Below are 21957 nucleotides of genomic sequence, written 5' to 3' on the forward strand. Positions count from 1 at the left end.
GGCAAACGGGGCGGCGTTCGTTTTAGGGGCGGTGGCTGGTGTCTTGTGCACCGATTTGGTGCGTCTGTTTCGGCTGTTGTGCGGGGCGGTATTTAACCGGCTGATAAATCAGCATTAATTTGTTTGGCATGTGGTTTGCACTGGATTAAGTCATGAATACACAAAATATTTTCGATGAAATGCGGGCCGGAGACGGCCAGGTGCGGCTGCTCTATCAACCGTTTTCCGAATGGCTGAAAGGCGTCGATCATGCGCAACTGATGCAGAAATCCCGCGAAGCGGAAATGCTGTTCCGGCGGGTCGGCATCACGTTTAACGTTTACGGCGAGGAAGCCGGCGCCGAGCGCTTGATTCCGTTCGACGTGATTCCGCGGATTCTGGCGGCCAACGAGTGGCGCCAGCTTTCGGCCGGCGTGATCCAGCGCGTCGCTGCTTTGAATGCTTTCCTGAACGACTTGTACCACGACCAGGAAATTATCAAGGCCGGCATCGTGCCGGCGACTATCCTGGAAAACGAAATGTACCGGCCGGAAATGCAGGGCGTGGACGTGCCGGGCGGCATCTACGCCCACATCGCCGGTATCGATATCGTGCGTACCGCGGAAAACCAGTTCTATGTGCTGGAAGACAATCTGCGTACCCCGTCCGGCGTGTCTTACATGCTGGAAAACCGCAAAATGATGATGCGCCTGTTTCCGGAACTGTTCCGCCGTTACGCGGTGGCGCCGGTCGAGCATTATCCGCAGGTGTTGTTGAATAACTTGCGTGCGGTAGCGCAGCCCGGCGTGCACGATCCGGTGGTGGTGTTGTTGACGCCGGGCGCCTATAACAGCGCCTATTTCGAGCACGCATTCCTGGCGCAACAAATGGGTATCGAACTGGTGGAAGGCCAGGATCTGTTCTGTAAAGACAACGCAGTGTTCATGCGCACCACCGAAGGGCCGAAACGGGTCGACGTGATTTACCGCCGCATCGACGACGATTTCCTCGATCCGTTGGCGTTCCGCGAAGATTCTATGCTCGGCGTACCGGGGCTGGTTTCGGTATACCGCAACGGCGGCGTGACTTTGGCCAATGCGATTGGCGCCGGCGTCGCCGACGATAAATCGACTTATACCTATGTGCCGGAAATGGTGCGTTTTTACCTGGGCGAGGAGCCGATATTGTCGAACGTACCGACCTACAAGTTGGAAAAGCCGGACGATTTGAAATACGTGCTGGAACATTTGGCGGAACTGGTGGTGAAAGAGGTACAGGGTTCCGGCGGCTACGGCATGCTGGTCGGCCCGACTGCGTCCAAGCAGCAAATCGAAGAGTTTCGGGCGCGGATTCTGGCCGAACCGGACAATTACATCGCCCAGCCCACGTTGGCGTTGTCGACCTGTCCGACCTTGGTCGAGCAAGGCGTGGCGCCGAGGCACGTCGATTTGCGGCCGTTCGTGCTGTCCGGTAAGACCGTAACGTTGGTGCCGGGCGGATTGTGCCGGGTGGCGATGCGGGAGGGTTCGTTGGTGGTCAATTCCTCGCAAGGCGGCGGTACCAAAGACACCTGGGTGTTGAACGGAGATAAACCATGCTGAGCCGTACCGCCGATCATTTATATTGGATGGCGCGCTATATCGAGCGTGCCGAAAACATGGCTCGGGTGCTGGACGTGACCGACCGCATGTCGCTGGTGGCCAATAGCGCCTACGACGAAGCGGCGCGCTGGAAACCGCCGGTTTTGATCGCCGACGACGTTGCCGTGTTCGAGCGCGATTACGGCAGCTACACGGCGGCGAACGTGATGCACTACATGGCCTTGGACGAACGCAATCCGTCCAGCATCGTCAGCGCGCTGGGCGCGGCCAGGGAAAACGCCAGGGCGGTGCGGGTGGCGATGTCGTCGGAGATGTGGGAAACCGTCAATGCGCTGTGGTTGGAATTGCGGCAGCGGATTCGGCAGGGCCTGCGCGAAGCCGATATCGGCGAGTTCTGCGATTGGGTCAAGTCGCGCTCGCACCTGTTCCGCGGCGTGACCTTCGGCACCATGTTGCGCGACGACGGCTACAAATTCGTCCGCTTGGGCAGTTTCGTCGAACGTGCCGACAATACCGCGCGCTTGCTGGATGCCAAGTTTCAGTTGCTGTTGCCTAACGAAGACCCGACTGCCGAAATGGATTACTACGAGTGGAGTTCGTTGCTGCGTTCGGTGTCGGCGTTCGAGGCCTACCAGAAAGTCTACCGCGATACGATAGAGCCGACCAAAGTGGCCGAGTTACTGGTATTGCGCGACGACATGCCGCGTTCGCTGCATGCCTGTTACGACGAGTTGGCGCCGATTTTGGAGCAACTTTGCCGCCAGCCCGGCTGCGAGTGTTTACGACTGGCCGGCGAGAACCATGCCCGGCTGCATTTCGGACGCATCAACCACATTTTTAACAGCGGTTTGCACGAGTTTTTGCAGGATTTCATCGCCCGTAACAATGCGCTCGGCATCGAGATTCAACGGGCGTTTCTGAATAGCCCGGATTAGCCGGTTTGGCCTAGCCGTCTGCAGCGTTGCTAAGCGCGGCGGCGGCCGGTTCGGCCAAACCCAATGCAGGTAGCGGATAGAAAGCGTTAGAGGAAACAGGATGGTTAATTCATTGATTCACCCCAAGCAGGGCGATAAGGCCAATTCGGCTTGGTTCGAGGAGTTTTTGGTCCGGTTGTTGGAAAACCGCGACCGCACCGGGTTGAGCGAAATGATTCGCGAGATCGATGCGCTGATGATCACGGTCGAGCCCGGATGTTCGGCGGCTTACGTCAGCGAGTTGGCTCTGATGACGCCTTACCACTACTTGGTCACGTTGGAGTCGGAGTCGCATTGGACCCATATCCTGCGCATCGATATGGAGTCGCCGGATTTGTTGGTGCGCGAGGTGCGCGATCCGGGGCGCGGCGATATTTTCCGCAGCTTGAACGAAGTGTATCCGATCGGGGCGCATAAACCCAACTCGCGCTACATGGGCGAGATTTTCCGGGTCAGCAATCTGCACGAAGTGGTGGAGCAGCAAAAAGGCCGGGAAATCCGCTTCTTCAATCAGGACCAGATCCGCAAACTGGAATTGCCCGGCAATATGGCGATCGTCAAGCCGTCGCCGTATACGCACAACGTCGTCGCTTATTGGGAGCGGCCGCCGGAAGATATGCGGGTGTATGCATTAGGCAACAGCGTGATTCTGGACGAAGTCAACCGCGGTTACCATGCCGCCAAGGCCATTCAAGAAGACTTGGGGCTGGATAAACTGATCCGGCCTATCGACCATTTGGCAACCCGCGTTTACAGCCAGAACCGGGAAGTGGCGATACTGGAGTATCTGACCCTGTCCAGTTACTACTATTGGGGGTCGTACGATATCGCCAACCAAAATTCGTCGACCAACGTCACCAAAAGCATCCATTACGCCGATGAGCGGATCAGCCCGGCCAAAGTCTTTACGGCGGCGAACCAGCCCTATTTCGTCAACCATTTGGTGGGCTTGCCGTCGCCGACCGAAAATTTCGTGCGCAATTACGGGCCGCGCCTGCACCATCTGGCCCTGGCAGTCGCCGACGGCGAGACCGGCAACCAGGCCAACATCGATTACGTGGTCGATGCGATTCGGGCTCGGGGTAAGGATTTTCTGCTGGATGTAATCGGTTCGCGCGAAGAAGGTTTGAAGCAGATTTTTTCCAGCGCATCCGAACACTCGTCGTTGATTATCGAATACGTGCAGCGGTTCGGCGATTTCGACGGTTTTTTTACCAAGCAAAACGTCGCCGAATTGACTCATGCCGCCGGCGTGGAGGAAAACTTGCGTCTACTACAGGCTGAAAGCGAAGCCGCCAATCCATTGGTGAATGCATGAGTATTCGTGTCGCGATAAACCACAAGACCAGCTATTTCTACGATAAGCCGGTGCAATTGACGCCGCACGTGTTGCGGCTACGGCCGGCCGTGCATTCGCGGACGCCGATTTCGGCCTATTCGCTGCGGGTCAAACCGGAAAAGCACTTTATCAATTGGCAGCAAGACCCGTTCGGCAACTATTTGGCGAGGCTGGTGTTTCCGGAAAAAACCCGGGAGTTTTCGATCGAGGTGGATTTGATCGCCGAAATGACGGTGATTAATCCATTCGACTTTTTCCTGGAGGAATATGCCGAGAAATATCCGTTCGCATATCCTGAGCAATTAGCCAAGGAGCTGGCGCCGTATTTGGAAGTTAGGGAGCAGGGACCGTTGCTGACCGAATTTCTGAAAACTTTGCCGCGTAGCGAGCAAGGCGTGGTCGATTTTCTGGTGGCGGCCAACCAGGCGGTCAATCAAACGGTGGCTTACTCTATCCGGATGGAACCGGGCGTGCAAAGCTGCGAAGAAACCTTGGCGAAGAAGTTGGGGTCTTGCCGCGATTCCGGCTGGCTGCTGGTGCAAGTGTTGCGCCACATGGGCTTGGCGGCGCGCTTCGTATCCGGCTATTTGGTGCAGTTGGTGGCCGATGTCAAGGCCTTGGACGGGCCGTCCGGCACCGATCACGATTTCACCGATTTACACGCCTGGGCCGAAGTGTATATCCCCGGCGCCGGCTGGGTCGGCCTGGATCCGACTTCGGGGTTGTTTGCCGGCGAGGGTCACATTCCGCTGGCCTGCACCGCCGATTACGTTAGTGCGGCGCCGGTCAGCGGCGGATTTGTCGGCCAGGCGGAAACGCGTTTCGAATTTGCCAACCGCGTCAGCCGGATACACGAGGATCCGCGCGTCACCAAACCTTACACCGAACGGCAATGGGCCGAGATCGATGCGTTGGGCGAGAAAGTCGACGCCGAACTGCTGGCCGGCGACGTCCGGCTGACGATGGGCGGCGAGCCGACCTTCGTTTCGATCGATAACATGGATGCGCCGGAATGGAACACGGAAGCCGACGGCTTGGAAAAACGCAAATTGGCGGGGAAATTGATTCGGCGCTTGCGCGACAGTTTTGCCCCGGGCGGTTTGTTGTACTTCGGCCAAGGCAAATGGTATCCGGGCGAGCCGTTGCCGCGCTGGCAGTTGGCGTGTTTCTGGCGCAAAGACGGTGCGCCGGTTTGGAAAAACCCAGGCTTGCTGGCCGACGAAAGCCGTGATTACGGATTCGCCCGCGAGCAGGCCGACTCGTTTGTACGCGATTTGGCGAAGCGGCTGGGCTTGAAGAGTTCGTTTATCGTGCCGGGCTACGAGGACCCGTTACATTACTTGCATCAGGAAAGTTTATTGCCGGCCAATCTGGACCCGAAGCGGGCCGATTTGACCGACGAATTGGAACGGCAGCGGCTGGCGCGGATTTTGAGCGGCGATTTGGGGGCTCCGGTAGGTTACGCGTTGCCGTTACACTGGCGTTACAAAACCCGGTCCTGGAACAGCGCGCTCTGGTCTTTCCGCCGCGGCGAGATGTACCTGCTGCCCGGCGATTCGGCGATGGGTCTGCGTTTGCCGTTAAATAGCCTGCCGTGGGTGCCGTTCGAGCGCCGGGAGCAGCCGGTCGAGCGCAGTTTGTACGATAGCGTCGAACCGCTGGGCGATATAGATTCCGAAGTCAGCCGGCGCTATAGCCAAACTGCGAAGCAGGAATGGCATCCGCCCGAAATGGAGGCCGTGGACGAGCGCGACTCAAGCGATCCGCTGTGGATACCGCATACCGCGCTGGTGGTGGAGAGCAGGGAAGGGCGGTTGTACGTGTTTCTGCCGCCGACCAACGAATTGGAACACTATCTGGATCTGATCGCCTCAGTTGAGGCCACCGCTGCGGCATTGAAGCTGCCGGTCGTGATAGAAGGCTACCAGCCGCCGCACGATTTGCGCTTGAACCGCTTGCCGGTGACGCCGGATCCCGGTGTGATCGAGGTCAATATCCATCCCGCGGCGAGTTGGCGCGAGTTGGTCGAGAATACGACGACGCTTTACGAAGATGCCCGCCTGACCCGGTTGAGTACCGAGAAGTTCATGCTGGATGGCCGCCATACCGGCACCGGTGGCGGCAACCATGTCACGTTGGGCGGTATTACCCCGGCGGACAGCCCGATTCTGCGGCGTCCCGATTTGCTGCGCAGTTTGGTTACTTATTGGCAACATCATCCTGCCTTGTCGTATTTATTCTCGGGTTTGTTCATCGGCCCGACCAGCCAGGCGCCGCGGGTCGACGAAGCCCGTAACGACAGTTTGTACGAGCTGGAGATAGCATTCCAACAAATGCCCGACGGCGAAGTGCCGGCTCCCTGGCTGGTGGATCGTCTGTTGCGCAATTTGTTGGTCGATATGACCGGAAATACCCACCGCGCGGAGTTTTGCATCGATAAGCTGTATGCGCCGGGCAGCGATGCCGGGCGGTTGGGCTTGCTGGAATTGCGGGCTTTCGAAATGCCGCCGCACGCCCGGATGAGTCTGATGCAAATGTTGCTGCTCAGAACCCTGGTGGCTTGGTTTTGGCGTCAGCCTTACCGGAAGCCGCTGGTGCGCTGGGGTACGCAATTGCACGATAAATACATGTTGCCGCATTTTATCGCCAGCGATATTCAAGATGTGGCGCGCGATCTGCAAACGGCCGGATACGATTTCAAGAGCGACTGGTTTGCGCCGTTTTTGGAGTTCCGGTTTCCGCACATCGGCAGCTTGCGCGTCGGCGATTTGCAGTTGGATTTACATCAGGCGATCGAGCCCTGGCATGTGCTGGGCGAGGAAATCGCCAGCGGCGGCACCGCACGGTATGTGGATTCTTCGGTCGAACGGCTGCAAGTTTCGCTGAACGGGGCGATGGGCGAGCGTTATCTATTGAGTTGTAACGGCCGGCGCGTGCCGCTGCAGCCGACGGGCAAGCAGGGCGAGATGGTGGCCGGGATTCGCTACCGGGCCTGGAATCCGCCGTCGGCTTTGCATCCAACCATCGGCGTACAGGCTCCCTTGGTATTCGATCTGATCGATACCTGGAACGGGCGTTCGGTTGGCGGATGCACCTACCATGTCAGTCATCCCGGCGGGCGCAATTACGATACCTTGCCGGTGAATGCTTATGAAGCCGAAGGCCGGCGGGTCAGCCGGTTTTTGCGACATGGTTATACGCCGAGTACCGGTTCTGCCGAATTGCCTGCCGAAGAAACGAACAGGGACTATCCGTTGACTTTGGATTTGCGCTGGAATGCCCGCTAGCTAACTTGCCGTCTCGGTGGAGGCCAGGGTTTTTTGTCAAGCGGTTTTAAAATTAATAGAATTGATATACCATCTTGAAATGGCTTGTGAAAAAGTTTCCATAGTTATTTGAACTTGTTAAACAAATTTATTAAGTGTGGTGTCGCGTGACTCAGAATCCGCATTCTTTCGATAGTTGTTTCGAGGTGTTTTTAGCCGATACGCCCGAGGCAGAGGAAATCCATTACCGTATCCGTTACCGAGTCTATTGCGACGAGTTGGGCTTCGAGGACAAGCAGCTTTTTCCGGACGGACTCGAGCGCGACGAGTGGGACGCCAACGCGGTACATTTCCTGGTCCGGCACAAATTCAGCGGCGAATGGCTCGGCGCCCTGAGGTTGGTTAGGCCGGAACGGCAGCGTTTTCCGTTCGAAGAGCACTGCGCGCCATACCGAGGCCTTGCCAAAGCCAGTTACAGTCGTGCGGTAGAGATTTCGAGGCTTTGCGTTGTTAAGGAAGCCAGGCGGTTCGCATTGCGAAGACACCATTCCCCGATAGACGGTAGGCCGGGGAATGTCAGTTTTTTACATGATTATCGGAACCTGAATAGAAGCATCATGTGGGGGCTTTACCGGGCGGCGACGGTTTATTCGGCTCGAAGCGGTATCGACGATTGGTTTATTTTGGTAACCCCGGCGCTGGCGTATTTTGTTAGCAAGGAAGGCTTTCGCATGCGCCAAATCGGCGATGCTTGCGATCACCGCGGACAGCGTACGCCCTACCGTTTGAGCGTCAAGCATATCCTGCAAAATCCGTTATGGCAGCAGGATTACCAACAAGATTACCGCTTGTATTCGGAATTGGCCGAAACTCGTGCGGTTCGCTACGGTGGCCGAGATTTGCGGCAAATCGGGGTAGTGTCCTTCGTGTCCGGCGCCTGATCTATTCGCTGCGAAGCCTTCGGTTAGTCTTCGGAATGGTTGCGGACCAAGCCTTGTAAGCCGTATTTTTCGAACAAACCATATAGCGTAGGTCGGGTTACACCGAGCAATTTCGCTGCTTCCGATACGTTGTTGTCTGCATAGCTCAGGGCGCGCTTGATGGCTACCGTCTCGGCCGCTTCCCGTACCGATTTCAGGTTCAAAGGCATAGTATTTTCTGCCGGCTGACCGATCTCCAGGTCGGCCGCGGTGACGAAATTGCCGTCGGACAAAATCGTTGCCCGTTTGATTTTATTCTCCATCTCCCGGATATTGCCCGGCCAGTGGTAGGCTTCCATCGCTTGGGCGGCATCGTGGGAAAAATGTTTTTCCTTCAGGTTGTTTTCCCGGCAGTAGCGTTGCAGCAAGGAATTGGCAATGGTGGTAACGTCGCCTTCGCGTTCGCGTAGCGGCGGGATATCGACCACGATTTCGCTCAGCCGGTAGTACAAATCGCCGCGGAATGTGCCTTGATCGATCAGGTCCGGTAATTTCCGGTGAGTCGCGCAGATAATGCGGACGTCGATTGGGATCTCTTTACGGCCCCCCAGTCTTTCTATTACCCGCTCCTGGATGAAGCGGAGCAATTTGGCCTGTAAGGCGAAAGGCAAGTCGCCGATCTCGTCCAGAAAAAAGGTACCGCCTTGAGCATATTCGATTTTGCCTTTGGTTTGAGCGACCGCACCGGTAAACGCGCCTTTTTCGTAGCCGAACAATTCGCTTTCCAGTAACGTTTCCGGTATCGCTGCGCAATTCACTGCGACAAATGGCTGCTCTGACCGCGTGCTTAGTCGGTGCAACGCTCGGGCTAGCAGTTCTTTACCGGTCCCGCTTTCGCCGAGCAGTAGAACCGTGGCTTGGGTAGGGGCAATTTTCTCGACCATCCGCATCACCGCCTGCATTTGCGGGCTGGTGGCAATAACGCCGTGCAGCGGCTTTTGCTGCTGCAGGTTTTGGTAGTCGCGTTCCAGCGCATCCAAATGAAAGGCGCGTTCGATGATTAAACCGAGAATGTCGGGATCGACCGGTTTTTGGTAAAAATCGTAGGCGCCCAGTGCGACGGCGTGAATTGCGTTGGCGCGATCGTCGTTACCGGTAACGACGATTATTTTGGTGGCCGGAGCCAGCGCCAGTATTTCCCGCAATGTGGCCAAGCCCTCGCTGGCATTGGTCGGATCCGGCGGTAACCCCAAATCCAGCGTCACAACGCTAGGTGTATATCTTCTGATCGCGGCGATGGCTTCGTTCCGGTTGCCGGCAATCACGACTTCGTATTGTTCGAAGCTCCATTTCAACTGTTTCTGCAACCCCGGGTCGTCTTCGACAACGAGCAATATTCTTGATTGGGTCATTGAGTCCTTGGTTTATCGGAAATGAGTTTCGCTAACGGCAGTTTTATTGTGAACGTGGTGCCCTGGCCGGGTTTGCTGTCGACATGAATCTGGCCGGCGTTTTTGGTAATGTAATCCCGAGCTTCATAGGCACCTATACCCATGCCGGCGTTACCTTTGGTGGTGTCGAACGGTTTGAACAGGCGTTCGGCTATGAACTGCTGGTCCATGCCTACGCCGTTATCCATGATCTTGATTTGAGCATAGTCCTGGTTTTTTGTTAATTCAAGCTTCACCCAGCCGCCGCTGTTCCGGGTGGCGTCCTGAGCGTTTTGTACCAGGTTGGTGAGTATATTGGTTAGTTTGATCTTGTCTGCAGAGACCGGGCATTCGTCTAAATCGGTATCCAGGGTAACCGGCGGCGATCCCAGGTGTTGTTGGGCAATCGAGCGGGCGATCGCGGCGAGGTTGACCACACTATTGGCAGCGGCTTGCGGTTCGCCCTGCTTTAACTGTTCCACGATATGGTGCATTTTTTTGACGACGTTATTCAGCGTATCGATGGTGTCGTCGAAAAAGTCCGGGTTATGTTTGTGTTTTTCGGCGTTTCTGACAATCAACGAGATTTGCGCCACTAAATTTTTCAAATCGTGTACCAGGAACGCGGAGAGCCTGTGGTAGGTTTCGAATTGGCGGTTGTTAGCCAATTCTTCGCTGGCTCGGTTTAGAGCTAATGCATTGGCGAGTTGCATGCCGACGGTTTTTAGTAAGTCATGGTCTTCCCAATTCAGTTTTCTGGGTACTCTGGCTTGGGTCAATACGACAAAAGCTTCCAGTTTGTTCAGGTGAAATAACGGTACTATCAGCCAGACTTGGCTGTCTTCATAGCACCAGGGCGATAGGTCGATGTCATCGTAAACCTCGGGGGCATGGGACAGCTCGAAGAAATCTATCACCCATTGCTTATTAGCCAAGTAGAGCGGGAGGTCGCCAACGTTATGCAGGTAATCGATTTCCTGCGCCGTTAACCTCAAGTTCTGTTCGGCGGCCAGAAAAAATCTGCCTTGATCGTTTTTTAACCACAATCCGCCGCCCGTACTTTCCACCAAATCGGTCAAGGTATTGATAATAAAGCCTTTCAATTCCTCCAGGGATTCAAGTTTGGCCAGCGCCTTACTGATTTTGAGCCATTCCTCGCGATAGTCGTAACTGTAGTGAAAGAAATGCTTGCTAAAGTAAACCTTGACTAAGGCCCTGATCTTGCCGGATGTAAACGGTACGACCAGTAACAACAACGCCAAAAATATGAACACGGCCTGCGCAGTCTCGCCCCATTCGGTATTGGCGCGTTTGATATAAAACCCGGCGAATGACATTAAAATTAAATAGACACCGCATCCGAATAGGATCGTGGTGTAAAAAATAGTCTTGCGGGGAGTTGTCAGGTCCTGGCCGTCACTGTTAAGCTTAAGGCGGGTAGCTGTGATTGCCAAAAATGGGGTTATCATGGCGTTCGTAACGCCCCGTGACTGCCAGAGTGCGAAGTCTAGATGGTTGAATAATAAAGATTTGCTGTAAACCAGCAAGTCAACAGCAAAAACCGCTCCAAGGCTGATACACAGGAATTTCAGGTTCCACCGTTGTTTTAAGGGGGTGCTTCGATAGAGTTGCTCCACCAAGATTAAGCCGAGAACTGCAAACACGACGTGCCCGGCAAATCTGGGGTCGGCATCTATAACAGTTGTGACCAACTTTAACGATTCCGGAAAAGACTCCAAACACAGAATTATTAAGACAAATGTTGTAATCGCAATGCTGGTGTGCCCCTTAAACAGTTGCTTGTAGTTATTGTAGCGTTGCTTGGAAAGCAAAGCGCCTAACAGAAAAAACCAAGCGCCATTGCGTATGGTTTCGTGAGCTAGGGTGTCGGCATAAAAGTAGTGGCTGCTTTTTGTTGCAAACGTCACGCTCGTTGACCATATGGCCGAGCAGAGAACTGCTATTATGAAAGGGTAATGCCGGTTTTTGTTGAAGACAACAAAAACGAATAAGGTTACGTACGCGACGCTAGCAGTCAAGTAGCTGTAATAAATGTAGTTTTCCATGTTTGGTCGTTAGTGGCCGCACGCTTACTTTGCCATTATAACCAGCGAGTCAGTGTTATTGATATGGTTTGGCCTGATGATAGAGATACTTAGTGACGTTCTGAAGAATCCGTTGTTTCAAGAGGGCTGCGCTTGGCGACGATACAGACTGAGTGCGGGTGCCACTATCGTCAAGAAGGGCGATCCTGGAAAAACTTTGTTTTATTTGGAAGAAGGTCTTGTCAGGGTTTTGGGTGGGGCCGAGTTGGATGGTAATAAACGGGTTAGTCCGGGGTTGTGCGATTTGGAGGCCGGCGCAGTCTTCGGAGATGTGTGTCTTTATGAATCGAGGGAACGCACGGCTTCGGTTATTTCGGTGACAGACGTGCAGTTGCTGGAAATTCGTAGCGATATGTTGAGCGTGTATATGGACGATCATCCTATTCAAGGGTATTTGTTTTTGAAAGAGTTGTTTCAAACTATGTCCAGGCGTTTAGGTTTGGCGAACGATCGTATCGAACATTTATTGGCGTGGGGTATAAAAGCTCATGATATCGATAAGTATTTGTAGTCGATAAGCAATTTATCAGAGAGCGCATAGAATGGACGTCGCACAAAAGCTGTCATTAGCGGAAAGCTTTAGTCGCTATTTTAAGGTCTCCCTAGCGGAAACTGTTGCGCAAAAACAGCAGGTTTTTCGAATAAGGTATAGGGTGTATTGCGAAGAGTTCAAATATGAATCGCAAGAGCATTTTAAAGATCAGCTTGAGATTGATGAGTATGATCAACTCTCCCGTCATTGTTTGATTACCCATATCCACACTGGTTTGCCCGCTGGCTGTGTCAGATTAGTTCCTGCATTGGGGGCGGAATCGGAGGCGCCGTTACCTTTAGAAAGGTACTGCAGCAACAGCCTGGATCGCAATACGCTTGATAGTCTGCAGCTTGACAGAAACACGGTGTGTGAAATATCCAGGTTGGCTGTTGATGGCGCTTTTCGCAGAAGGACTGGTGAGAGTCTGACTCGTTTCGGCGAAATCAACGGATTACATTTCTCCGCGCAAGAGCAGAGGACTTTTTCGACTATTGCGGTTGCATGTTTTTTTGCGGCAACGGTTTTGACCGAAATCGATAGACGGACTAACGTGTTTGCAATGATGGAGCCGTTTTTACCACGAATGATGCATCGATCAGGAATTGATTTTCAGAGAGTCGGAAAAGACATCGACTATCATGGCATTCGCGCGCCTTACTTCATTACAACGCAATCGGTGTTGGCAAACATGCATGCGGAGTTGCGGGAGCTATATGCATGGATCAAACAAAGCATCGCTGAATGACGCGCACGAAATTGTAATGGCATTTTTGGAGTACTTCTAAGTGGTGATAAGAAAATATAAGGATAACGTGGATAAAGGTTTTGCGCTGGTTTGTGCGCTACTTTTGTTCGGATGTAATTCACCGGTAGAAACCGCCGATAGTCATCTACAAAAAGGAAAAGACTTTATCGAGAAAGGCGAATTGGATAAAGCTTTCTTGGAGTTGAAAAGCGCCAATCAGAGTGACGACAAAAGAGGGGAAACTTACTATTACATGGCTTTGCTGGATGAAAAATCCAATAATTACAAAGCTATGAAGCAGAATTTGACCAGGGCGTTGGAATTAGATAGCGGCTTACTTGACGCTAAAATCAAGCTGGGCAAGCTAAATGTTTTATCTGGCGATTTGGATAAGGCTTTGGAGCTTGCAAAAGCGGCCTTGGCTAGTGACCCCGGCAATTTAGAAGCTCAAATTATTGAGGCTTCCGTTTACGTCAAACAGGAGAAGTCCGATCAAGCCAGTCAAATTGTCCAGCAAATTTTGAAGGATAACCAAGATAACGTCGATGTATTGTCTTTAGCTGCCGCTTTAGCTTACAAGGCCAATCGGCCGGCTGATGCTTTGGATTTAATTGGGAAAGGCTTAGATAAAGACGGCAAGAATATAGCTTTGCGTTTGTTTAGGGTGAAGATAAATGCATCTAACAACCAGGTTGACAAAGTAATTGAAGATTATAAAAGCCTTGTTGATTTATACCCAGAGAACAATAATTTTAAATTGAGCTTAGCCTCAATTTATTCCATGACGAACAAACTGGATTTGGCAGAATCTTTGCTCCGGATTGTTGCCGAAAAGGAAGGCTATAAGCCCGATTCCGAAATTACTCTGTTAGAGTTTCTTAATGCTAGAGCTAAAGACAGGGTGCCTGTCGAGTATGAGGTCATGGTAAATCGTCATCAGCGGCAGGGTGCCCTAATATTGGAATTGTCGAAGTGGATGATGGCGAATGGCTTTATCGACACGGCCAAAAATGGATTACAGAAAGTTGTTGAATTAGAAGGAGATGGCGACTTAGGGCTAACAGCGAAAGTTCTGATCGCAGATACATCCATGCTGGCCAAGCAATACGATGTCACAAAAAATATTGTTGACCAAGTGCTTGTGTCGAATCCTGAGTTCGTTCCTGCAAAACTCTTAAGAGCAAGGTTATTCTTGGCCGAAAACAATCCTGATGAGGCTCTGGTTTTACTCAACAAGCTTGTATGGGATAAGGCAAATTTAGACGAGGTATATGCTCTTTTGGGGCAAGTGCACCAAGTTAAAAAGGACCGTAAGACTGCTGATAAATATTTCAAGCAAGCGCTGGAAGTAAATCCGGTCAACTTGGTTGCTTTTAATAATACCTTTAGTTCCTATATCCAAACAGGGCAAAGAGATACTGCACGACAAGTTTTAGACAAAGCCCTTAAATTAAAGCCAAATCAAATTAATTTTCTTATTAGCCAGGCAGAGCTTGATATTTTAGAAAAACGTTGGGATCAGGCGCAGGATGTTGTGCATAAAATAGCTTTATTTTCCAAAGAGAAAGCTGTGCCGTTTTATCTTCAAGCCAACGTACTGCAGGGTAAAGGAAAATATTCCGATGCGATAGCATTATATGACAAGATTCTTCAAGAATTTCCAGGGCATCTTAATTCTATGGTAAACCTGGCGCGAAGCTTTGATGCGTCCGGACAGAAAGAAAAAGCTGTTTCTTATTTGGAAATTCACCATGATAAGCATCCGGATGACTCTACGATTGTTGGTGTTTTGACGGATGTTTACTTAGCTAATAAAGATTACAGCAAAGCTAAAAAGCTACTTTCTGCACAAATTGATAAATTTCCTAAATCAGTTTCCAGTTATTTGGCTTTGGCTAAAGTCCAAGCCTTATCCGGTGAAAATGTGGAATCAGTCAAGCAAATATATTTGAAAGGTTTGCAAGCTAATCCGGACGACGTTCAGCTAGCGTTGGCTTTGGCGGGGCTCTACGAGCAAGTCAACGAAAAACAGAATGCAAAGAAAATTTACGAAGAATTGCTTGAAAGGCATCCGGATGTCGACGTTGTTGTAAATAATTTGTCGGCTTTGCTTGTAGAGTCGGATGACCAGGATAACTTGGTCAAGGGTATGGCGCTTGCCGAGAGGTTTAAAAACTCCGATAACCCTTATTTTCAAGATACCTATGCGTGGGCGCTTGTAAGGTCCGGTAGAGTTACTGATGGACTAAAATTACTGGAAGAACTCATCATCAAGGAGCCAAAACTACCTGAATTCAGATACCATTTGGGGGTTGCCCACTACCAAAGTGGCAATAAAGCAACTGCATTATCCGAATTAAAGCAGGCTATCGCTTTATCGGATAGGCAGAAGAAAGGCTTTGCTGGACAGGATGTTGCGAAGAAGATGGTGTTCGAGATTGAACATTCTACAATTAAATAAATTAGAAATTCATAATAGGCCATGTTGATGATTTTCAAAAAATTCTTTGTTGCCTGGGTTGCGGTGCTCGCTTGTTTGTTCGTTGGCGGGTGTGCGCAGCCTTTGCTTGAAGACATACAGCAAGCTTCTGACTATACCTATCGAATCGGACCCGGAGATAGTGTCAACATATTCGTATGGGGAAATCCTGAATTATCGACATCTGCAGCGGTAAGGCCTGATGGCAAAATTACTGTTCCGTTGGTTGAGGAGCTTTTAGCGAGCGGTAAAACACCTTTCGAGCTAGCCAGAGATATTGAGAAGGTGCTGTCTACCTATGTCAAAAGCCCCCAGGTCGTAGTTATGGTCGGAGGATTCAAAGGTGTTAGGGATCAGCAAATTCGAATTATAGGTAGAATCGGTGGCGGTGGCGGTGGCGGTGGCGGTGGCGGTGGCGGTGGCGGTGGCGGTGGCGGTGGAATTGGTCGCTACCAAGGAAAGTCGATACCTTACGAAAGGGGTATGACATTGTTGGATGTTATTATACAAATAGGGCTTGATCAGTATGCCGATGGAAATAGAGCCAGTGTTATTCGGAATATTAATGGAGAGCTTAAGCCTTATGCGGTGAGAATTAATGATCTTATTGATGACGCCGATTTGACAGCCAATGTTTTGATGATGCCCGGTGATATTTTAATTATCCCAGATGCGTATTTTTAGTGTCATTTTCGGTGTGCTGGCTGGTTTTAATTGTGGGTAATTTTGGGTCTTTTAATTATGCAGCAAGATCTGTCCGAAGTTTATTTTTATTTAAAAGGCACACTTAAGTACAAGCGTGTAGCGATTTTATTTGCGCTTGCAGTTTGTATAGGTGCGTGGACTTATATTTTTTTAATGCCTGATAGGTTTGAGTCCAAAGCAAAAGTGCATATAGACTCTGCAACTGTGATTAGACCGCTTATGAGAGGGATGGTAATCGAACCGGATATATCCGCTTTAATAAGAATAATTCAGCAGTTAATGTTCACTAGGCCAAATTTGGAGAAAATTATCGAGTTATCGCAGTTAAGTCGTATTCAGGATGAGTTTGGCGGCAAGTCGGATTTAATCGAGAGGCTTAAGAAAGATATTACCATTGCGGGTGGTCGTGGAGATATCTTTGACATCGCTTTTAGCGCCAGAGATCCAGAAGTCGCTAGAAGTGTCGTACAAGCAGTGTTAACGGTGTTTTCAGAGCAAACTGAAGGTAAAGCCTTGGCGGATGCCAGCGACGCGCAAAGATTCATAGAGCAACAAATTCGGGACTACGAAATCAGGTTGCAGGATGCGGAAAAGGCAAAAGAGGAATTTAAACGAACTAATATGGATTTATTGAACGACGCAGATCAATTTCAGGCGTTGCAAAAGATGAAAGAGCAGTATCAGGACGCTAATACTGCTCTCCAACAGGCCATCTCTCGCCGAGATGTTCTGGCAGAACAGGTAGCGGAAGTGCGCGACTCAGACGAGGATTGGGGTATTCCGACTGCATCGCAAGAAGTATCATCTTCCGCTGATAGCGCTAGAATCGAATCGCTCAAGGATAAACGGACAGAGTTATTATTGAAATATACCGAAAAGCACCCCTCCATCATTGAAATTGATAAATTGATAGATACATTAAAGAGTCAAGAACAACAGGAGTTAGCAAGTAAGCAAGAATTGGCTAATAAAGAAAATAAAGTCGAAGATCAAACTTCGATAGCACCTGCCAAAATGACAAATCCCTACGTTCAAGCCCTTAAAATGGGCTTTGACAATGCCCAAGCTGAAGTTGCTTCAAATGAAGCTCTGGTGGAGTCTATCCGCAAAAGAATTGCTAAGCTGGAAGAAGGCTTGAACGAAAGGTTGACTATCGAGACCGAGATGAAAAATCTAAATCGCGATTATGAAACGATCAGTGGCAAGTATTCTGAATTATTGGAAAGAAGAGAACAAGCCCACATTACAGAGCGGGTGGATGATCAAACTTCAAGGCTGAAATTCAAAATTGCCGATCCACCGAGCAAGCCAGATAAGCCCAGCTTCCCTAATAGAAAATTATTTTATTCATTGGTTTTATTGGTCAGTATTGTAATTGGATTTTGTGTTGCTTTTTTGATTTATTTTATACGCCCGGTATTTATGTCTGCAAGGCAAGTTCGAGTAGTAACGGGCTTGCCTTCTCTAGGGAGTGTATCCCTAACTTCTCAGGGTATAAATAAAACCACGAATATTGACTGGATACTGGTCTCTACTTTGCTCTTATTGGTGGCTGGCTATATCGGTATTATGGCGCTGGAAATACTTAAGTAAGGCGTAAATTATGAGTATTATTGAAAATGCGCTGAATAAAGCCGCCAAGCAAGGGCTTGTAATCACTAGCGAGCGAACCGATTCAGTTGAATTGGATAGCGCTAGAGACCGCAAAATTTCTGATGCTAATTCTTTCGTAGGAGAGAAGTCGGCTGTTGACCTAGCAAGCAAGGCTGTTCCAGATAGGGTTGTAAATATCGATTGGCAGGCGCTTTCTGAAAATGGTTTTATCGATAGTAATAATGCCAAGTCTCAACTCGCAGAAGAGTTTAGAGTGATTAAGCGGCCTTTGGTTAATAATACCTTAGTCCGTGTTCCTGCGCGCCAATTGCTCTGTAATGTAATGATAAATAAGGGATAATTGGCGTTTATTTTTTCACCCTAACTGCTCATGAGTCGCTTCAAACTGAAAGCTTCAAAAAAGGAATTCACCTCGTATGCCGGGCTGGCCTTGGTCGGGCAATGCCTGGACATCATCAATGTTGAAGCGGTGGTTGATGGACGGATACCGGTCTCGCAAGGTATCAAGACTTCGGACGTGGTCAAATCAGCGACCGCCCTGCTCAGCATCGGCAAGAGCGATTTCGAGGCGATCGAGCCGTTTCGGGAAGACCGGTTTTTCAAGCAGGCGCTCAACCTGCGTAAAGTGCCGGGCAGCGTCTGGTTGCGGCAACGACTGGACCGCGTCAGTGATGCGTTGCGGGAGCCGTTGGACGAGATGTCGATGCGCTTGATTGAACGCTCCGACGCGCCGATCACACCGCACAAAGGGTACGTCTGCCTGGACATAGACACCTTTGTGATGGATCAAAGCGGCAGCAAGAAGGAAGAGGTCAGTCGTACCTATCAGGGTGTGGACGGGTATACGCCGGTAGCGGCCTATCTGGGCAACGAAGGCTGGTGCGTGGGTTTGGAGCTACGGCCTGGACGTTGGCATTCGTCACTGGAGATTGAGTATTTTCTGGAACGGCTGTTGCCGCGCGTCGAACGTCTGGTGCCCGTTGATCAAGCCGTGCTGATGCGCAAGGATTCGGGTTTCGATAGCGCCAAGTTATTGTTTGCAGCGGCGGCTGAAAAAGACCGCTGGGCGGCTCTGGGTCGGCAGTTCGAGTATTTGGTGAAATGGAACCCACGTCGCCAGGACAAAGATAGCTGGATTGCGCAAGCCGAGGCGCTCGGCGCCTTCATTGAGAAGCGTCCGGGCAAGCGCGAAGCGCTGTTCTCGATGAACGTCGAACGCCGCTTTGGCAAACAAACCCGCCGCTTCCGCCTAGTGATACGCCTGATCGAACGTACCATCAGCAAACACGGGCAACACCTGCTGTTACCGGACATCGAACTGGAAGGCTGGTGGACCAGTTTGGACGACGAGGAAGCGATGGTCATCGAACGCTATCGCGACCACGGTACCCATGAGCAATTCCACTCCGAGTTCAAAACCGACCTCGATCTGGAACGTCTACCGTCTGGCAAGTTTGACACCAACGACGCCATCCTGCGTCTCGGCATGCTGGCATACAATTGTTTGCGACTGCTCGGACAACTGGGCTTGCTCGGTGACTTGGCGCCGATCCGGCATCCAGCCAAGCGGCGGCGGATCAAAACAGTGTTACAGGAAATCATGTATCGTGCCGGGCAAGTCATACACAAAGCCAGACAGTGGTGGCTGGATTTGGGGCAGGCGTCGCCGGTTGCCCGGTTATTTGAATATCTGCAGCAACGCCTGGTGGTTCAGCCACCTGCCGCGACGGGATAAACGACGCCGCAAACCCGATGTTTCATGAACGCCCCTCCTTGCCGATAAGGCCGGGCCGTCAGGTGTTTGTCCATGCCCTGTCAAAGGGGCAGAAAATGCGCTGATGAAAGGCAACGCTAGATTTTTTTTGAGAAACACATCGCTAGTAGGACGATAAAAACAACGCAAGCCGGATCGGGTATCGAGAAAATGCGCCCCTTGCGCACTCAGGGCCGTTTAAGCTGGCGTGAGCACGGATTCAGGTAATATTCAAGGGGCTGAAAGCAATGGGATTAATCGTTCGAATTTGATTTTAATATGCAGTAGTTTGCCGGGGGAGGGTAAAACATTTGTCTCCATTAACTTGGCGTTGAGTATTGCTAATGAAAGGGATAAAAGTGTTCTGCTTATTGATGCCGATGTTGAAAAGCCTAATATTGCTAAGCAGCTTGGAATTGATAATTCTCGTGGGTTGATAGAGTATTTGGAGGATGACAAGGTCACTTTTTCGGATATTTTGTTAAAAACCGATCTGCCTAATTTAAGTATTATTACCGCAGGTAAACGACATAAATATTCAACCGAATTGTTGTCCAGTCAAAGAATGTATTTGTTCGCGGAAGAAGTAAGCCGCCGCTATAGGGACAGGATTGTAATTTTTGATTCCCCCCCTCTGTTGGTGGCGACTCAGGCTCAGATATTGGCTGAGCTTGTCGGTCAGGTTGTGCTTGTGATTGCCGCGGAGGCTACTCCACAAAGCGTTGTTAATGAATCGGTTTCCAAGTTGAGCAATTGCGATGTGGTTATGACGCTGCTAAACAAGACAAGAAAAGAAATAGATATATATGGTCATAACTACAGTTATGGTAAATATGGGCATTTTTGATTCTTGTTCTTCTCGGTTTCAGGTAGTTCCCTGTAAGCTCGTCTTCTCTAGTTTTTTAGTTTGTTTTTTCTATCCCGGAATTGGTTATGGACTCGACTGGCGTCTTACTCCAAGTTTGTCGGCTACCGAGACGTTTACTGATAATATAAACCTTTCTAATATCGAAAAAAAAAGCGGTTTTGTCACCGAGGTGGCGCCAGGGCTCTCTATAAATGGCTCGTCACCTTGGAGTAATTTTAATCTGAATTATCGCTTACAAGGCTTGCATAATGCCGGCGGGCGTGATGATTTAGATTTTAATCACCAATTGAACATGACCTCTTTGTACCAAGCCGTCAGGAATACCCTTTTTATTCAGACCAGCAGCTCGATTAGCCAGCAAAATATTAGTAATGCGCTAGTTACTACCGATAATATTTCCGGGGTCGGCGGACGCACTGAAAATACAAATTTCAGTATTTCTCCGTACTGGACGCCAAGGTTCGGCCAGTTTGGGAGTGGGTTGTTCAAAGTGGGTTACAGCCGATCTACTTTCGACACTTCCAGTTCTTCTCAGGCGGCGAGTTTGGTTCCGGATAATTTTGTAACCGATTCGGATGCTTTTACGCGCCAAGCCCGTTTGGCGAGCGGCTCTTTTTTTAGTAGTATGAATTGGGCTCTGAATTATTCATCGAATGAGCAAACCAGGGGAACGGGGCAGGATGTTCGGTTTGAACAATACCAGGGAGATATGCGCTATTTTTTGAGTAGAAAGTTTAGTGTTTTCGGGCTTGCTGGTTTCGAAAATAATGATTATCAGACCACCCAGAATAGTATTCGAAATGGTTTTTTTTATACGCTGGGTGGACGCTGGAATCCTAGTCGATGGTATTCATTGGAAGTCGGTTTGGGCAATAACAAACACGCTACGGTGCAATTCAATCCGTCAAGTAATTTCAGTTCTACAATTACATACCGTAATAAAGATGTGGGGCTTAATACCGGCGATTCTTGGGATGCCAGTCTAAGATACCAATTCAAACAAGCTAATTTCGGATTTAATTATAACCAGGAAACTACTACTACACAGCAGTTGTTGACCGAGCAGGGATACTTTATCAGGGATGCGTCCGGTAACCTGAGCCAAGTGATAAATACGCAAGATTTAATAGCCCAGGGTTTTTTGATGCTGGACCCATCTGATCCCGCAGGTACTCGGTTAATTCCCGGTCCTAATTTTAACAATTCTCGGCTTGTTTCAAATCCTTTTGATCTGGTCAACGACGTTATTATTAGAAAAAGAGGGACCTTGTCATTTAGTTACCAGACTGGCAAAAGTAGTTACACCGCTTCCATGTATAACGAAAGGCGATCTTACGAGCTAAGAGCCGGAGAAGACATGTCTTATGGTATCTCGGGAGGTTGGCAGTGGCAGGTCGAGCCAAGGTTGAATTTTTATCTTCGCCCATCTTGGCAGCATAACCAGGGTCAATTAGCGGACAACACTCGATACGACTTGGCTTTGGGCCTCAATCGTTCTATCCCGATCAATCTTGGACGTCCTTTGCTGATGGATACCCGTTTCGAGATTCGCCACATCAGCCAAAGTTCAGACACCTCCACTTTCGACTATACTGAAAACCGTGCATCAGCCAACTTCAACGTTCGTTTCTGAATAATTAGACA

Annotated in this window: 16 protein-coding genes; 14 read left to right on the forward strand and 2 right to left on the reverse strand. The window is 50.4% G+C overall.

The features are described from left to right. Window positions 1-152: 152 nt before the first annotated feature. The 5 genes from MKFW12EY_RS06880 (at window position 153) to MKFW12EY_RS06900 (ending at window position 8100) form a co-directional block, all read left to right on the forward strand. The gene (locus MKFW12EY_RS06880; protein WP_064022279.1) at window positions 153-1580 is read left to right on the forward strand and encodes a circularly permuted type 2 ATP-grasp protein; all 1428 of its coding nucleotides are present in this window, start codon (window positions 153-155) and stop codon (window positions 1578-1580) included. After that, the gene (locus tag MKFW12EY_RS06885) at window positions 1574-2515 is read left to right on the forward strand and encodes an alpha-E domain-containing protein (RefSeq protein WP_054762470.1); all 942 of its coding nucleotides are present in this window, start codon (window positions 1574-1576) and stop codon (window positions 2513-2515) included. Before MKFW12EY_RS06880 ends, MKFW12EY_RS06885 begins: the two co-directional genes overlap by 7 nt. A gap of 100 nt (window positions 2516-2615) precedes the next feature. Further along, window positions 2616-3872: a hypothetical protein gene (locus tag MKFW12EY_RS06890; RefSeq protein ID WP_064030118.1), complete on the forward strand. Its 1257-nt coding sequence runs from the start codon at window positions 2616-2618 to the stop codon at window positions 3870-3872. Next, entirely contained in the window at window positions 3869-7180 is a 3312-nt protein-coding gene (locus tag MKFW12EY_RS06895) for a transglutaminase family protein (RefSeq protein ID WP_221054237.1), read from the forward strand. The genes MKFW12EY_RS06890 and MKFW12EY_RS06895 overlap by 4 nt, the downstream gene beginning before the upstream one ends. 146 nt (window positions 7181-7326) lie before the next feature. Next, entirely contained in the window at window positions 7327-8100 is a 774-nt protein-coding gene (locus MKFW12EY_RS06900) for a PEP-CTERM/exosortase system-associated acyltransferase (RefSeq protein ID WP_054762471.1), read from the forward strand. Between the two features lie 23 nt (window positions 8101-8123). Here MKFW12EY_RS06900 and prsR read toward each other — a convergent pair whose 3' ends face one another. Together prsR and prsK are read right to left on the reverse strand one after the other, a co-directional pair. Further along, window positions 8124-9491 carry a PEP-CTERM-box response regulator transcription factor gene (prsR, locus tag MKFW12EY_RS06905; protein ID WP_221054238.1) on the reverse strand — a complete coding sequence of 456 codons (1368 nt, stop codon included), beginning with the start codon at window positions 9489-9491 and terminating at the stop codon, window positions 8124-8126. Continuing rightward, the gene (gene prsK, locus MKFW12EY_RS06910; protein ID WP_064022273.1) at window positions 9488-11575 is read right to left on the reverse strand and encodes an XrtA/PEP-CTERM system histidine kinase PrsK; all 2088 of its coding nucleotides are present in this window, start codon (window positions 11573-11575) and stop codon (window positions 9488-9490) included. The genes prsR and prsK overlap by 4 nt, the downstream gene beginning before the upstream one ends. Window positions 11576-11651: 76 nt before the next feature. Between prsK and MKFW12EY_RS06915 the strand changes: the two genes are divergently transcribed. The 9 genes from MKFW12EY_RS06915 to MKFW12EY_RS06955 all read left to right on the forward strand — a co-directional run bounded on the left by MKFW12EY_RS06915 (window position 11652) and on the right by MKFW12EY_RS06955 (window position 21946). After that, complete coding sequence (locus MKFW12EY_RS06915) at window positions 11652-12125, forward strand: Crp/Fnr family transcriptional regulator (RefSeq protein WP_054762477.1); 474 nt, start codon at window positions 11652-11654, stop codon at window positions 12123-12125. Window positions 12126-12156: 31 nt separating this feature from the next. After that, complete coding sequence (locus MKFW12EY_RS06920) at window positions 12157-12894, forward strand: PEP-CTERM/exosortase system-associated acyltransferase (RefSeq protein WP_054762473.1); 738 nt, start codon at window positions 12157-12159, stop codon at window positions 12892-12894. Window positions 12895-12961: 67 nt separating this feature from the next. Further along, complete coding sequence (locus MKFW12EY_RS06925; RefSeq protein WP_054762479.1) at window positions 12962-15355, forward strand: tetratricopeptide repeat protein; 2394 nt, start codon at window positions 12962-12964, stop codon at window positions 15353-15355. Between the two features lie 27 nt (window positions 15356-15382). Next, the gene (locus tag MKFW12EY_RS06930; protein WP_245006453.1) at window positions 15383-16057 is read left to right on the forward strand and encodes a polysaccharide biosynthesis/export family protein; all 675 of its coding nucleotides are present in this window, start codon (window positions 15383-15385) and stop codon (window positions 16055-16057) included. 57 nt (window positions 16058-16114) lie between these two features. After that, window positions 16115-17671 carry an XrtA system polysaccharide chain length determinant gene (locus tag MKFW12EY_RS06935; RefSeq protein WP_064023548.1) on the forward strand — a complete coding sequence of 519 codons (1557 nt, stop codon included), beginning with the start codon at window positions 16115-16117 and terminating at the stop codon, window positions 17669-17671. A gap of 10 nt (window positions 17672-17681) precedes the next feature. After that, a complete protein-coding gene (locus MKFW12EY_RS06940) occupies window positions 17682-18032 on the forward strand; it encodes a hypothetical protein (RefSeq protein ID WP_221054240.1) in 351 nt (116 codons plus the stop codon). Window positions 18033-18062: 30 nt separating this feature from the next. Beyond that, a complete protein-coding gene (locus MKFW12EY_RS06945; RefSeq protein ID WP_221053570.1) occupies window positions 18063-19427 on the forward strand; it encodes an IS1380 family transposase in 1365 nt (454 codons plus the stop codon). A gap of 226 nt (window positions 19428-19653) precedes the next feature. Beyond that, window positions 19654-20292: a polysaccharide biosynthesis tyrosine autokinase gene (locus MKFW12EY_RS06950; protein ID WP_245006454.1), complete on the forward strand. Its 639-nt coding sequence runs from the start codon at window positions 19654-19656 to the stop codon at window positions 20290-20292. After that, window positions 20279-21946, forward strand: a complete 1668-nt coding sequence (locus tag MKFW12EY_RS06955; protein WP_082409734.1) for a TIGR03016 family PEP-CTERM system-associated outer membrane protein — start codon at window positions 20279-20281, stop codon at window positions 21944-21946. The genes MKFW12EY_RS06950 and MKFW12EY_RS06955 overlap by 14 nt, the downstream gene beginning before the upstream one ends. The last annotated feature ends 11 nt before the right edge of the window (window positions 21947-21957 follow it).

The sequence above is a fragment of the Methylomonas koyamae genome (genome assembly GCF_019669905.1).
GTDB lineage: Bacteria > Pseudomonadota > Gammaproteobacteria > Methylococcales > Methylomonadaceae > Methylomonas > Methylomonas koyamae.